8 protein-coding genes are annotated in these 14,795 nt (G+C 65.2%); 2 read left to right on the forward strand and 6 right to left on the reverse strand.

Features of this window, described 5'->3' with window-relative positions; translation table 11 throughout:
* The first annotated feature begins 48 nt into the window (after positions 1-48).
* Both PSUB009319_RS15470 and PSUB009319_RS15475 read left to right on the forward strand, forming a co-directional pair.
* Positions 49-2,100 (forward strand): OPT family oligopeptide transporter, encoded by a 2,052-nt coding sequence (locus PSUB009319_RS15470; RefSeq protein WP_124383112.1) that lies wholly within the window; start codon positions 49-51, stop codon positions 2,098-2,100.
* 52 nt (positions 2,101-2,152) lie between these two features.
* On the forward strand, positions 2,153-2,668 hold the full coding sequence (locus PSUB009319_RS15475; RefSeq protein ID WP_124383113.1) for a GNAT family N-acetyltransferase: 516 nt from the start codon (positions 2,153-2,155) through the stop codon (positions 2,666-2,668).
* 23 nt (positions 2,669-2,691) lie between these two features.
* Here the strand turns inward: PSUB009319_RS15475 and PSUB009319_RS15480 are convergent, their stop codons facing one another.
* The 6 genes from PSUB009319_RS15480 to hemE form a co-directional block, all read right to left on the reverse strand.
* Entirely contained in the window at positions 2,692-3,825 is a 1,134-nt protein-coding gene (locus PSUB009319_RS15480; protein WP_124383114.1) for a YbdK family carboxylate-amine ligase, read from the reverse strand.
* Between the two features lie 5 nt (positions 3,826-3,830).
* Positions 3,831-5,054, reverse strand: a complete 1,224-nt coding sequence (locus PSUB009319_RS15485; RefSeq protein WP_124383115.1) for a cation:proton antiporter — start codon at positions 5,052-5,054, stop codon at positions 3,831-3,833.
* Between the two features lie 197 nt (positions 5,055-5,251).
* Positions 5,252-6,385, reverse strand: a complete 1,134-nt coding sequence (locus PSUB009319_RS15490) for a branched-chain amino acid ABC transporter substrate-binding protein (protein WP_124383116.1) — start codon at positions 6,383-6,385, stop codon at positions 5,252-5,254.
* Between the two features lie 130 nt (positions 6,386-6,515).
* A complete protein-coding gene (gene putA, locus PSUB009319_RS15495; protein ID WP_124383117.1) occupies positions 6,516-10,547 on the reverse strand; it encodes a trifunctional transcriptional regulator/proline dehydrogenase/L-glutamate gamma-semialdehyde dehydrogenase in 4,032 nt (1,343 codons plus the stop codon).
* A 240-nt stretch (positions 10,548-10,787) separates the two neighbouring features.
* On the reverse strand, positions 10,788-13,085 hold the full coding sequence (locus PSUB009319_RS15500; RefSeq protein WP_124383118.1) for a primosomal protein N': 2,298 nt from the start codon (positions 13,083-13,085) through the stop codon (positions 10,788-10,790).
* A gap of 591 nt (positions 13,086-13,676) precedes the next feature.
* On the reverse strand, positions 13,677-14,771 hold the full coding sequence (gene hemE / locus PSUB009319_RS15505) for a uroporphyrinogen decarboxylase (protein WP_124383119.1): 1,095 nt from the start codon (positions 14,769-14,771) through the stop codon (positions 13,677-13,679).
* Positions 14,772-14,795: the final 24 nt, after the last annotated feature.

The raw sequence follows: 14,795 nt of genomic DNA on the forward strand, positions 1-14,795 counted from the left end.
TGCCCTCCTATAATCCGGCCCACAAAACCCTCATCGGAGACCCGCAGGATGCAAACCCTCCATCCTCCCAAGCACATTTCGGCAGCAACCCTGCCGGAGTTGACGCTGCGCGGCATGATTCTCGGTGCCATCATCACCGTGATCTTTACCGCTTCCAACGTGTACCTCGGCCTGAAAGTGGGCCTGACGTTTTCTTCGGCGATTCCCGCAGCGGTCATTTCGATGGCGGTGCTGCGCATGCTCGGCGGCGCCAACATCCTTGAGAACAACATGGTGCAGACGCAGGCGTCTGCGGCAGGGACGCTGTCTTCCATCATTTTCATCCTGCCGGGCCTGGTGATGATCGGACACTGGCAGGGCTTTCCGTTCTGGCAAACGTTTGGTGTCTGCATGGCTGGCGGCATGCTGGGCGTGGTGTTCACAATTCCGCTGCGCCACGCGATGGTGGTGCAGAGTGATCTGCCCTACCCCGAAGGCGTGGCCGCCGCAGAAATCCTGCGCGTGGGCAGCGGCCAATCGGCGGACGGCTCCGACGCTGACGATAACGCCGTGCCCGCCGCCACCGGCATGCGCGATCTGGCTGCCGGCGGCATTGTCGCGGCCGTCGTCGCGTTTGCAACCAGTGGCCTGCGCCTGCTGGGCGAAGGGGCGAGCTGGTGGTTCGCAGCGGGCGCCGCGGTGGTGCGCTTGCCGCTGGGTTTTTCAACGGCGCTGCTGGGCGCCGGTTACCTGATCGGGCTGGTGGCCGGGCTGGCAATGCTGGTGGGCCTGGTGATTGCCTGGGGCATCGCGGTGCCGTATCTGACGTCCATCACGCCAATGCCGGCAGGCAAGGCACTCTCCGCATTCGGCACGGATGTGTGGCGCACACAGGTGCGCTTCATCGGCGCGGGCGTGATCGCCGTGGCGGCCGTGTGGACACTGGGCACGCTGATCGGCCCGGTGGTGCACGGCGTGAAGCGTGCGTTCGGCAGCGTGCGCCCGAAAGCCGATGGCGCGCAGCGCACCGAGCAGGACATGGCACCGCGCTGGATTCTGCTGGTCACGCTGGCGATGGTCGTGGTGCTGGTGATCACCTTTGCCGCGTTCCTGGCGCCGACCATGCTGTCGGCCGGCTCGCGCTGGACGCTGATCACCTGCGCCGTGATCTTTGCGGTGGTGTTCGGCTTTCTGGTGGCGGCGGCATGCGGCTATATGGCCGGGCTGATCGGTTCGTCGTCGAGCCCGATTTCGGGCATCGGCATCATTGCCATCACGTTGGTGTCGCTGCTGTTGTTGGCGATTGGCGCGGACAACGGCATCGTCGGTTCGCCGGAAGCGAGCAAGCTGGGCATCGCGCTGGCCATCTTTACGACGTCTGCCGTGGTGGCCGTGGCGACCATCTCCAACGACAACCTGCAGGATCTGAAGACCGGCTGGCTGGTCGGGGCCACACCGTGGCGCCAGCAGGTGGCCCTGCTGATCGGCTGTGTGGCCGGTGCGGCAGTCATCTCGCCGGTGCTGGAGCTGCTGTACAACGCATACGGCTTTCCGGGCGCGCTGCCGCGTGTCGGCATGGACGCCTCGCAAGCACTGGCCGCGCCGCAGGCCACGCTGATGACGGCGATTGCCACGGGCATCTTCACGCACCAGCTGGAATGGAACATGGTGATTGCCGGCGTCGTCATCGGCGTGCTGCTGATCGCCGTCGACTGGGCGCTCAAGCAGCGTGGCGGCGTCGCCCGACTGCCGGTGCTGGCGGTGGGCATCGGCATCTATCTGCCGCCAACCATCAGCACGGTGCTGGTGACCGGCGCGGTGTTGGCGTGGGTGATCGAGAAAATTCTGGCCAAGCGCGCACAAGCGGCTGGTGTGCCGTACGAGCGCTATGCCGAAGTGCCGAACCGCCACGGCGTGCTGCTGGCCTCGGGCCTGATCGTGGGCGAAAGCCTGGTGGGCGTGCTGATGGCGGCCGTCATCGGGGCCACGGGCAAGGATGCGCCGCTCGCGATTGTGGGCGCTTCGTTTGAAGGCACGGCGCAATGGTTTGGGCTGATCGTGTTCGCCTTGGTATGCTGGGCGTTTTCGCGCCGCGTTCTGGCGGTGCACCCGACCCACTGACCCACTGACCCACTGACCCACTGACCCACTGACCCACTGACCCATCCGCATCATGCTGCTCCGCGACGCCACGCAAGCCGATCTGCCGGCTATTCTCGCCATCTTCAATGACGTAATCGCCACCTCCAACGCGATCTACACCGAAACCCCGGCCACGCTGGAAGACCGCACCGCGTGGTTTGCCCTGCGCGCCACGCAGGGCTATCCGGTGCTGGTGGCCGACGACGACGGACAAGTCGCGGGCTTTGCGTCGTTTGGCGATTTTCGCCCCTACCCCGGCTACCGCCACACGGTCGAGCACTCGGTGCACATTCACCGTGACTGGCGCGGCAAGGGGCTCGGCAGCCTTCTGACGGAAGCGCTGTGCGAGCGTGCGGCCGCCATCGGCAAGCATGTGATGGTCGGCGCCATCGACGGCGCCAATGCGGGCTCGATCCGCATGCACGAAAAGCTGGGCTTCAAGGAGGTGGGCCGCATGCCCGAAGCCGCCATCAAGCGCGGCCAATGGCTCGACCTCGTCCTGATGCAGCGCTGGCTGGAAGCGCCGGGCACGGTCCGCAACGACTGACCGGCCCCGGTCGTCAGCTCAACTTACGCAGGCTGCGTTGCCGCCTGTGTCCACCGCCCGCAACCACGTCGCACGGTCTCGTGCAGGTTGCGGGTTTCACGTTGCGCCCTGCGGATCCATTCAGCATCCGCGTCGCGCGCTTCCACCACCTCTCGCACCATATCGAGCGCGCCTTCGGACGATAGCGCTTCGGCGTGCGCCGAGAGCACTTTGCTCGTCTCCAGGATGTGATCGGCCAGCGCGCCGCGGTTGCCAGTGGCAGGGTCGACGTATTCGCCGGCCAGCCCAAAGCGGCACGCCTGGAAGCGGTTGAACGTGTAGACGAGGTAGTCGTCTTCCACCGGCACGAACGGGCGATCGAGCAGCAGCCAGCGGCCCAGCGCCTGGATGTAGGCGGCGATGGCGGCGGCGCGTTCCACCGTGAGGGGGGTGTCCATCACGCGGACTTCGATCGTGCCGAATTCGGGCTTGGGGCGGATGTCCCAGTAGAAGTCCTTCATGCTCTCGATCACGCCGGTGGCGCGCATCTTGTCGAAGTACGTGATGAAGGCATCCCACGTGAGCACGAATGGCGCGCGGCCCGACATTGGGAAGGCGCTGACCGAGTTCATGCGTGCCGAGGCAAACCCGGTATCCACGCCCTGCACGAACGGCGACGACGCTGCCAGCGCAATGAAGTGCGGCACGTAGCGCGACATGGCGTGCAGCAGGTACAGCGCATCGTCCGGGCTCGGGCACCCGATGTGCACGTGCTGGCCGAACACGGTGAACTGCTTGGCCAGATAGCCATACAGCTCTGAGATGTACTGATAGCGCGGCGACTGCGAAATCTGGCGCTGGCTCCATTGCTGGAACGGGTGCGTGCCGCCGCCGCAGATGCCGATGTTCAGCGCCGTGGCGGCATCGGCCATGCGGTCGCGCATCTCGCGCAGCTGCCACAGGGCCTCGTCGTGGCTGTGGCAGATGCCGGTGGAGATCTCGATCATCGAATCGGTGATCTCCGGCTTGATGTCGCCGGGGTATTCCTTGCCTTTGAGCATGCGCAGCAAGTCTGGCGACGCCGAGGCGAGGTCATAGTCGTGGCGGTTGACGAGCTGCAGTTCCAGCTCGACGCCAAACGTGAGCGCTTCGGATTTCGAGAACGGTTCGAGGGACATGGGGCTCAGCGCCTCCCTTCGTCTTGGCGCACCTCACCTGCCCAGCGCAAGGAGCGCGCGGTCAGGATCGGCGCAGCAATCTGCTGGATCGCCAGCGTGCACAGGATGATGGCCGCCAGCGGCCCGCCGGTTTGCGGATACAGCGCCGCCATATCGTGCATCAGCAGCCATGACAATCCCGACATGGGGCCGAGCGCCAGACCCAGCGCGATGCTCTGCCGCATCGACAGGCCCGAGAACGAGCCCAGCGCCGTCGTGGCCGCCAGCTTGGCGATGAAGCGCGAAAGCACAAGCGCCACTGCCGCCACACCGCCAATCGCCCAGTCCGATGCCTGGAGCGGCAAGCCGAGCGACACGATCATCACCACGATCAGGATGCTGCCCGCGCTGCCGAAGTGTGACGGCCACACACGCGGGTGGTCGTCCTGGTGCTTGAACACCACGCCCGCCAGCAGCAGCGTGAGCGGCACCGACAGCTTGAGCAGCTTGGCCATCGCCAGTGCAAACAGCACGAGGCCCACCAGCACCAGAAACGCGTAGTGATCATCACCCGCCATGCGGTGATACAGCGCATGGCCCACCTTGCCGACCACCCATGCCAGAAGCACGGAGCCTGCCAGCAGGTACAGCGGGTGGATCAGCGCGGCAGCCCAGTGGCCGTATTCACTATGCAGCCAGCCTGCGGTGAGCGGCACCAGCACGCTCGCGTAAATACTATTGAGCGCGCCCAGCGAAAGCAGCCGCTCCGTCACCTGGCCTTCCGCGCGCAGTTCGTTCTTGAGCTGCAGCAGTATCGTGGGCGACGTGGCCACTGCGATAGCGCCTGCAGCCACCGCCACCGGCGCCGCCACCCCGAACAATTGCAGCACCCAAGTCACGAGACCCCAAGTCAGCAAACTCTCAAAGCCGCTGGTGAGCAACAGCCAACGATTGGCGCGCAGCCACTCGAACGAAAGCCGGTGCCCCAACTCGAACAGCGCCAGCGCCAGCGCCATCTCAATCAGGATGTGGGTCTGGTCGAGCATGTCGGCGTCAATCAGCGGGCGGCCGAGCACACCGGCCACCAGCCCTGCCACCGCATAGCCGACGATGCGTGGCAGCTTGAGCGCCACGCGCGCGAACTCGCCGCACAGCGCTGCGCCAACCAGCGCCAGCCCGATCCAGAAGAGACCGCCAGGTGCGGGCGGCCACGAAGGGAAGAGATCGTGAAGTCCTGTCATGGGCGACATGGTACCCGAAGCACCCATTTGGAAAAGTCAGCCAAGCACTGACACGCGTTAGAACCGCGTTACACGATATTTAATAATAGATCGAAGATTTTCGGCGCAAATACTGGCAATTTTGTGTTTGGAGCGATTTCCCGCCGGCAAAGAAAAACCGCCCTGAAGGGCGGTTTTCATACTGCAAACGGCTGAGGATGATCGGCTTACTTGCCGCCCACGCTCTCCAGCGGTGCCCACTTGCCGCCGGTGACCTTGTAGACGGTGATGCCACCGTCCTTCAGGTCGCCACTGGCGTCATAGGCGTAGTGCTTGGCGGTCACGCCTTGCATGTTGGTGGCGGCCAGGATCGGCAGGTACTTGCTCGGATCCGACGAACCGGCCTTGACCATGGCTTGCATCAGAGCCATGGCGCCATCGTAGGCGTACGGCGAGTACGTTTGCACCGGCGTACCGAAGCGCTTCTCATAACGCGCCTTGTAGCCAGCGCCGCCCGGCATCTGCTCCAGCGGCAGACCGGCCAGCGAGCACACCACGCCTTCGGCCGATTGCGCGCCCGCCAGCTTGATGAAGTCGTCGGTCTTGGACATTTCGCCCGACATCAGCGTGGACTTCATGCCCAGTTCGCGCATCTGCTTGACCAGCGGGGCCGATTGGCCTTCGGCACCGCCGTAGAACACGGCGTCCGGCTTCTTGGCCTTGATCTGCGTCAGGATCGACTTGAAGTCGGTGGCCTTGTCGTTGGTGAACTCGCGACGCACGATGGTGCCGCCGGCAGCCTTGGCGGCCTTCTCGAACTCGTCTGCCAGACCTTGGCCATAGGCCGTGCGGTCATCAATGATGGCGATGTTCTTGTAGCCCAGCTTCTTGACGGCGTACGTGCCGACCACCGAACCCTGCTGGGTGTCGGAGGTCATCATGCGGAACGTCGTCTTGTAGCCTTGCTTGGTGTATTCCGGCGCCGTGGCCATCGCGATTTCTGCGATGCCGGCGTTGTTGTAGATGCGCGAGGCCGGGATGGTCGTGCCCGAGTTGAAGTGGCCCAGCATGCCCTTGATGCCGTTGTCCACCAGCTTCTGTGCAACGGTGGTGCCGGTCTTCGGGTCAGCCTGGTCGTCTTCCGACACCAGTTGGAACTTGACGTCCTTGCCAGCGATCTTCGGCTTGGTGGCGTTGAACTCTTCCACAGCCAGCGTCAGGCCGTTCTGCATGTCCTTGCCGTATTGGGCTTGAGGACCGGTCATCGGGCCAGCGTAGCCGAGCTTGATGACTTCTTGAGCCGATGCGGCGCTACCCAATGCACACAGGGCCGCTGCCAGGCACAGTTGCTTCAATTTCATTTGTGCGTCTCCTAGTTCAAACGCAATTTGGATCAATAGCGCGACGGGATCACCGTCGCCCTCCTCCCGCTTCGCGCCCCACCCGTACCCGTCGTGCGGATGGTGCTGCGAATCCTGCTCGTGCTCCCCGTCAGCCGATGGTCATCAGGCTGGCGTTGCCACCCGCTGCGGCCGTATTGACCGACAGCGAACGCTCGATCAGCAGGCGCTCCAGCGCCAGCCCTTCCCCGCCATGCGGCAGGCCTTGCACGCCCACAATGGGGCCGGCACGTCGTGCCAGTCCTTCGCAAATGGCGCGCAGATGGTCCGAATCGCCGTGGTGCAGCACCGCATCAAACGCCGCTTCGTCAGTCGACCCGACCACGCGGACGCGCGATTGTACTGCTGCAGGCAAGCCCTGAAGTACCGCTTCGATGGCAGGGTTTTCCTGCACAACGGCCACACTGCCAACAGCCAGAACCGCCGCCAACTGGCGCAGCCAGTCGGCCGGATCAGCCGCCACGCACAGCACCGCCTCGCGCGGCAACAGCGTGTAGGTGTTGCGCTCGCCCGTCGGGCCCGGCAGCGTGGCCGTGGCACCCGTGGCCGAGGCAGCGGCCAGGCGTTCGCACAGTGCAGCAAGCTCGGCTGACTGCGCCGTCGACTGCTTGCGCGCCCAATCGGCCAGCGCATCGAACGGCGCCAGCAACGCGCGGCGCGCATCGGTGTCGATTTCCGTGCCGGTGCCTGCGGTCAACTGCAGCGCCGTGCGCATGCCGTCTTGCGGACACGTCGACAGCAAACGCAGCAGATACAGCGGCCCGCCCGCCTTCGGGCCAGTGCCCGACAGGCCTTCGCCGCCGAACGGCTGCACGCCCACCACGGCGCCCACGATATTGCGGTTCACATACAGATTGCCAACGTGCGCACGGTCGACCACGTGCGCGATGGTCTCGTCAATGCGCGTGTGGATGCCCAGCGTCAGGCCGTAGCCCGTGCCATTGATCTGCTCGATCAGCTTGGTGAGGCCAGCGCTATCCGAATCCTTGGCCGTGCGCTTCCAGCGCACCACGTGCAGCACCGGGCCGAAGATCTCGCGCGTCAGGTCCGACAGGCTGTCGAGTTCGATCACCGTCGGCGGTACAAAGGTGCCGTGCGCGCAGGCAGCTGGCACTGGCGCCTGATGCACACGGCGGCCCTTGGCGCGCATGCCTTCGATATGGCCGACGATGTTGTCGCGCGCTTCGGCGTCAATCACCGGGCCGACGTCCACCGACAAGCGATCCGGATTGCCCATCGCCAGTTCGGCCATGCCGCCCTTGAGCATCGTGAGCACGCGGTCGGCCACATCGTCCTGCAGGCACAGCACGCGCAGCGCCGAGCAACGCTGCCCCGCTGAATCAAACGCAGACGACAACACATCCGCCACCACCTGTTCGGCCAGCGCAGACGAATCAACAATCATTGCGTTTTGGCCGCCGGTCTCGGCAATCAGGGGGATCGGCGCGCCGTTGGCGTCCAGGCGGCCGGCCAGCGTGCGCTGCAGAATGCGGGCGACTTCGGTGGAGCCGGTAAACATCACGCCTTTGGTGCGCATGTCCTTGACCAGCGCGGCACCAACGGTCTCGCCCCGGCCCGGCAGCAGTTGCACGGCACCGGCCGGCACGCCGGCTTCGCGCAGGATGCGCACGGCCTGCGCGGCAATCAGCGGGGTCTGCTCGGCGGGCTTGGCCAGCACCGGGTTACCGGCGGCCAGCGCCGCGCTCACCTGCCCCGTGAAGATTGCCAACGGGAAGTTCCACGGGCTGATGCAGACCACCGGGCCCAGCGGGCGGTGCGTGTCGTTCGAGAACCCACCGCGCACCTGCGCCGCGTAGTAGCGCAGGAAGTCCACAGCCTCGCGCACCTCGGCGATGGCGTTGGACAGCGTCTTGCCCGCCTCGCGGATGATCAGCCCCATCAGGTGCTGCATCTCGCCTTCCATCAGATCGGCGGCGCGATCCAGCAGTGCGGCGCGTGCTTGGGGCGGCGTGGCTTGCCAGATCGGTGCCGCAGCGGCGGCAGCCGTCAGCGCGGCATCGACATCAGCCTCGGTGGCTTCCGTCACGTGGCCAACGATATCGCGCAGGTCCGACGGATTGCGCACCGGCTGCCGGAGTTGCGATGGGCCACGCGCGTACGGCGCATCGCCGATGGTCGGCTCGGCAGCCCAAACGGTGCTGGTGCCCGCAAGAAGGGCGGACGACAACGACGCCAAGCGCTGCTCGTTCGCCAGGTCAATGCCCGACGAATTTGCGCGAACGTCACCATAGAGATGGCGCGGCAACGGAATCTTCGGATGCGGCATGCCGAGCGTCCCTTCATCGGCGTGCATCTTTTCCACCACGGCCACCGGATCGGCGACGAGGTCGTCCAAAGGAATCGACTCGTCCGCAATGCGGTTCACGAACGAGGTATTGGCGCCGTTTTCCAGCAGGCGGCGCACCAGGTAGGCCAGCAACGTTTCGTGCGTGCCGACCGGTGCGTAGATGCGGCACGGGCGGTTCAGCTTGCCCGGCTTGTTGCCGACCACCTGCTCGTACAGCGGTTCGCCCATGCCGTGCAGGCACTGGAATTCGTACTGGCCGGGGTAATAGTTCTGACCGGCCATCTGATAGATCGCGGCCAGCGTATGCGCGTTGTGCGTGGCGAACTGCGGGAAGATCGCTTCCGGCGCGGCCAGCAGCTTGCGCGCGCAGGCCAGGTACGACACATCGGTGTAGACCTTGCGCGTGTAGACCGGGTAGCCCTCCAGGCCGTCCACCTGGGCGCGCTTGACCTCGCTGTCCCAGTAGGCGCCCTTCACCAGACGAATCATCAGGCGGTGCTTGCTGCGGCGGGCCAGATCGATGATGTAGTCGAGCACGAACGGGCAGCGCTTCTGGTAGCCCTGCACCACAAAGCCGATGCCGTTCCAGCCGGCCAGCTCGGGCGCAAAGCACAGGCGCTCGAGCAGGTCGAGCGACAGTTCAAGGCGGTCTGCCTCTTCCGCGTCGATATTGATGCCGATGTCGTATTCGCGCGCCAGCATCGCCAGCGCTTTGACGCGCGGGTACAGCTCGTTGATGGTGCGGTCGTACTGCGCACGGCTGTAACGCGGGTGCAGCGCCGACAGCTTGATCGAGATGCCCGGCCCTTCATAGATGCCGCGCCCGCCCGACGCCTGCCCGATCGCGCGGATGGCCTGCTCGTACGACGCGAGGTAGCGCTGTGCGTCTTCCTCCGTCATGGCGGCCTCGCCGAGCATGTCGTACGAGTAGCGGAAGCCTTCGGCCTCGAACTTGCGCGCGTTGGCCAGCGCTTCGGAAATGGTCTCGCCGGTGACGAACTGCTCGCCCATCAGGCGCATCGCCATGTCCACGCCCTTGCGGATCAGCGGCTCGCCGCTCTTGCCGATGATGCGCGTGAGCGCCTTGGAGAGCCCCGCTTCGTTGTGCGTGGCGACCAGCTTGCCGGTGAGCAGCAGGCCCCACGTGGCAGCGTTGACGAACAGCGACGGGCTCTGGCCGACATGCGAATACCAGTTGCCGTTGCTGATCTTGTCGCGGATGAGCGCATCACGCGTGGCCTTGTCGGGAATGCGCAGCAGCGCTTCGGCCAGACACATCAGCGCCACGCCTTCCTGGCTCGACAGAGAGAACTCTTGGATCAGGCCCTGCACCAGCCCTTCGCGGCCGGTGCCAACCTTTTGTGTACGGAGCTTGCCGGCCAGATCACGGGCGAGCTGCTTGGCTTCCGACGCGAGTGCGGCCGGCAAGCGGGCCTGCTCCAGCAGCATCGGAATGGCTTCAGTTTCCGGCCGGCGGTATGCGGCCGTAATGGCAGCGCGCAGCACCGATTGCGGTTGCACGCTCTGCGCGAATTCGAGGAACGGTTGCACCGCGGCACCATCGCTATCGTCTCCGTCATGCATGTCGGAGACGGCTGTGGCGGCGCCAGCGGCGGACGGGAGGCCATCCGCCGCCGTGCCGTTTGCATCTGCTTTTACTTCATTTGGCAGCTGCCCCCGCTCCACTTGATCCAGATACGTGAAGATCGCCTGCTTGATCAGCCAGTGCGGCGTGCGGTCAATGGACTGCGCAACGCGCTTGAGGCGTTCACGCGAAGCATCGTCCAGCTTGACCCCGAGGGTGGTTGTAGCCATGTGGGTTCCTATCCGTAGCTGCCATTGCCAAAGCTTGTGGCCGGCAAATTGGAGCGGATCATACGCCCGGCAGTTTGGAAGGTGCAACCTAGTACAACCCCTTGGTTCGAAAGGGGTAATTTTGGTGCAACCGCACAACTGGGTTGGGCGATTCGGGGGCTGGTTTTTTGTTGCTGGTGCATCCCTTGTTCCATCCCGGCAGGGAACGAAAAGGCGGATGGCACACCAAGGCCCAAAAACCTAAATCCGCAGCGGATCGATCTCCAGTTGCCACCGCACACCCTTGACCGTCTTCCCAATCCCGGCAAACCCCTCAGTCCAGGCCGACAAGAGCTTCTGCAAAGCCGCCCGAGACGCACTCTCAATCAGCAACTGTGCCCGCTCGCGGTTGGCCAGCCGCACCATCGTCATCGGCACCGGATCATGCAAAAACACCGGCGCACCCAATTCAGCAACCAGGGTTTCGCCCATCTCCCGTGCAGCCTTCAAAAACTCCAACGCCCGCGCCACTTCCTTGTGCTCGGTGGTCAGCAGCGCCTGGTAGGAAAACGGCGGCAATCCGGCTTGCTTGCGCTCGCGCAAAAGCTGCCGCGCGAACCCGCCATAGTCATGCCGCACCAGCGCCTGCAGCGCTGGCGCATCCGGATACCGCGTCTGAATCAGCACCTCGCCGGCCAGCCCGGCACGGCCCGCGCGCCCCGCCACCTGCATCAGCGAGGCAAAGAGATGCTCTCCAGCGCGGAAATCGTGCGAGAACAGCGAAGGGTCGGGCGCGACCACGCCCACCAGCGTCACCCGTTGGAAATCGTGCCCCTTGGCGACCATCTGGGTGCCGATCAGGATGTCGACGCTGCCTTCGTGCACCGTCTCGAACAGCGCTTCGGCACTGCCCTTGCGGCGGGTGGAATCGGCGTCGATGCGGGCGACACGCGCTTGCGGGAACAGCTCGTCAAGTGTCTCTTCGATGCGCTGTGTGCCGCGCCCGAGCGGGGCGATATCGACGTTGCCGCAGTCGGGGCAGTGATGCGGAATGCGCGATTCGTAGCCACAGTGGTGGCAGCGCAAGCGCCGCTCCGGCTTGTGCAGCACCAGGTACGCCGAGCAGCGCGGACAGCCCGACAGCCAGCCGCACGCGTCGCATGAGAGCACCGGCGCGTAGCCACGGCGGTTGAGGAACAGCAGGCTCTGTTCGCCACGCGCCAGGCGATCGGCAATCGCATCGACGAGCGGTTTGGACAGCCCATCACGAATCTCGCGTCCGGCGCGGCGCTCCAGGTTCAGGTCGATGAGCGACACGCGCGGCAGCACCGCCTCGGCCTGCGCACGTTGCGACAGCGTCAGGCGTGTCGTGGCGGTTTGCTCGGCGCGCCACCAGGTCTCCAGCGACGGCGTGGCCGAACCCAGCACGACGGGGATGTTGCGCTGCTTGGCACGCCACAGCGCCAAGTCGCGTGCGGAATAGCGCAGACCCTCCTGCTGCTTGTACGACGTGTCGTGCTCCTCGTCGACGAGGATGAGCGCCAGGTTGGGCAGCGATGCCAGCATCGCCAGCCGCGTGCCGAGCACAATGCGCGCTTCGCCGCGATGGGCGGCCAGCCAATTCAGCGCGCGCGGTTGTTCTGCCAGACCACTGTGCAACGCAGCCATCGGGACGCCGGGAAAACGCGCCGCGATGCGCGCCTCCAGTTGCGGCGTCAGGTTGATCTCGGGCACCAGCATCAGCACCTGCGCGGCGGGGTCGCGCGCCAGGGTGTCGGCGATGGCGTGCAGGTAGACCTCGGTCTTGCCGCTGCCGGTCACGCCGTACAGCAAGAACGGGCTGAACGCGCCCGCCACGCCTGCCTGGGCAATGGCGGCCACGGCGGCAGCCTGCTCGTCGTTCAGGGCAGGTGCAACGGAAGGCGCAGGCAGTTCAAGCGGTTGCGGCAGCAGCGCCTTGGGCCGCAATTCTGCACGCAGCCACCCGGCGGCAGCCCAATCGCGCAACTTGGCGACGGCTTGCCCGTGCAGCGCGACGGCAGCGCTGGTGGACAGCTCGCCATCGCCGGTCAACGCTTCGGCCAGGCGCGTGGCGCCAGAGGCCCGTTTGGGAAGGCTGTCCAGCAACGCCGCACGTGCCGGCTCAAACATCACGTAGACGGTTTCGTTGGCTTGGCGCGCGAGGTTGCCCCAACTGCCGGGGGTGCGCCACAACGGCGGCAGCGCCGGCAACGTCACCTCACCCAGCGCGCGGTGGTAGTAGCTGGCGGAAAATTCGGCCAGGGCGCGCCATTGAGCATCGAGCGGCGGCACCCAATCGAGCACCCGTTCGACATCGCGCAGCTTCTCTTGCGGCACATCGGAGGTTGCGGCGGTTTCAATGACCAGCGCCACCACGCGGCGGTTGCCAAATGGCACCACCGCCAACTGCCCCGGCAAGACCGGCTGCGTGCACCTGTAATCGAATACCGCATCGAGCGGCGTATCAATCACAACCCGCGCGATGGCAGCCGACACCTGAGCATCAGGAAACGCGGCGTCGACGTGGGCGGTGGTCATGCGGAGCGCAAACGGTTGAATCACAAAGGGATTGTTGCGATGCAGCGGCGGATCCTGCACCCGGGAAATGCGTCTCGCCCATCTCACCTTGCCTTCACAGCCATTGCCATGGTCGGTTCAATGTTCAAGTACTACTTGAGGTTTGTGCCTTGGCGCCCTGATCGGCGATCGTTTTTCGGGCTATCCACACAACCTGTGGATAACTTTGTTGAAAAGTCGGCTGCCATGCCTGCGAACGCCAGTAGATTCGCCGTTTTTCTAGCTTGCACGATTTACGCGCACGCGACTTTCTTTCAAAAAAATCAAACACTTATGCGTTGGGTGTGTGAAGCCTCTTCTGTTGCGCCGCAGAAAGAACCAGCCGCGACAGCTTTGTGCATAAGTCAAGTCTTGACAGCCAGCCTACGCACCAGAAATCACAAAATAAATCGCTTGACACCCCTTGCGGCCCAGATGGGGCCACCGGCACGCGAGTAGTCACTCACCCCCGCTGCACCAAAGCGGCGAAGATTCCACCCGTGACCCCGGCTTCACGCACCGTTGCGGCCCCATTCAAACGCTATCGCATCGCAGCATTGCCGCCGTTACGCGTTACTTCGCTTGGGTACGCAGTGCACGGCTGAAGCTGTGGACTTCGTCCACCAGCACCGTCACCGCTTCGGGCGGCGTGAATTGCGAGATGCCGTGACCCAGGTTGAAGATGTGGCCGTCGCTGTCGCCACCGGCTGCGTAGTCTTCCAGCACGCGGCGCACTTGGGCGCGGATGGCGTCCGGCTCGGCAAACAGCACCGTCGGGTCCAGATTGCCCTGCAGCGCGACACGGCCGCCGGTGCGCTGGCGGGCACGCTGCAGGTTGACCGTCCAGTCCACGCCCAGGGCGTCGGCGCCGGTTTCGGCCATGGCTTCGAGCCACAGGCCGCCGCCTTTGGTGAACAGGATGACGGGCACCCGCTGGCCGTCGGCGCCGGCGCGGATGCCTTCCACCACGCGTGCCATGTAGGCCAGCGAGAAGTCGTGATAGATGCCGTCGGCCAGTGCGCCGCCCCAGGTGTCGAACACCATCACAGCCTGGGCGCCGGCATCGATCTGCGCGTTCAGATAATCGATCACGGCCTGCGCGTTGATCTCCAGAATGCGGTGCATCAGGTCCGGACGCGCGTAGAGCATCGACTTGACGGTGCGGAAGTCGTCCGAGCCTCCGCCTTCGACCATGTAGCAGGCCAGCGTCCACGGGCTGCCCGAGAAGCCGATCAGCGGCACGCGCTGGCGGCCGTCCTGCACAAGCGCGCGGCGGATTTCCGACACGGCATCAAACACGTATTGGAGCGACGCCATGTCTGGCACCGACAACGCCGCCACATCGGCTTCCGTGCGGACCGGCTTGGCAAAGCGCGGGCCCTCGCCCTGCGCGAACGACAGGCCCAGGCCCATGGCATCGGGCACGGTCAGGATGTCCGAGAACAGGATGGCCGCGTCCAGCGGATAGCGATCCAGCGGCTGCAGCGTCACTTCCGTCGCATACGCCGGCGACTTGGCCAGACCGAGAAAGCTGCCAGCGCGGGCGCGTGTGGCGTTGTACTCGGGCAGGTAGCGGCCCGCCTGGCGCATCAGCCACAGCGGCGTGTAGTCGGTGGGCTGGCGGCGCAGGGCGCGCAGGAAGGTGTCGTTGGCGAGCGGTGCGGACATGGCGATGGACTCTTGAGGAGGGCG

It is taken from the genome of Ralstonia sp. SET104, from assembly GCF_003851545.1.
In the GTDB taxonomy this organism is placed as follows: domain Bacteria; phylum Pseudomonadota; class Gammaproteobacteria; order Burkholderiales; family Burkholderiaceae; genus Ralstonia.

Coding starts and splice junctions, on each gene's coding strand:
- PSUB009319_RS15470 (WP_124383112.1), top strand. CDS start 49: ATGCAAACCCTCCATCCTCCCAAGCACATTTCGGCAGCAACCCTGCCG.
- PSUB009319_RS15475 (WP_124383113.1), top strand. CDS start 2,153: ATGCTGCTCCGCGACGCCACGCAAGCCGATCTGCCGGCTATTCTCGCC.
- PSUB009319_RS15480 (WP_124383114.1), bottom strand. CDS start 3,825: ATGTCCCTCGAACCGTTCTCGAAATCCGAAGCGCTCACGTTTGGCGTC.
- PSUB009319_RS15485 (WP_124383115.1), bottom strand. CDS start 5,054: ATGTCGCCCATGACAGGACTTCACGATCTCTTCCCTTCGTGGCCGCCC.
- PSUB009319_RS15490 (WP_124383116.1), bottom strand. CDS start 6,385: ATGAAATTGAAGCAACTGTGCCTGGCAGCGGCCCTGTGTGCATTGGGT.
- putA (WP_124383117.1), bottom strand. CDS start 10,547: ATGGCTACAACCACCCTCGGGGTCAAGCTGGACGATGCTTCGCGTGAA.
- PSUB009319_RS15500 (WP_124383118.1), bottom strand. CDS start 13,085: ATGACCACCGCCCACGTCGACGCCGCGTTTCCTGATGCTCAGGTGTCG.
- hemE (WP_124383119.1), bottom strand. CDS start 14,771: ATGTCCGCACCGCTCGCCAACGACACCTTCCTGCGCGCCCTGCGCCGC.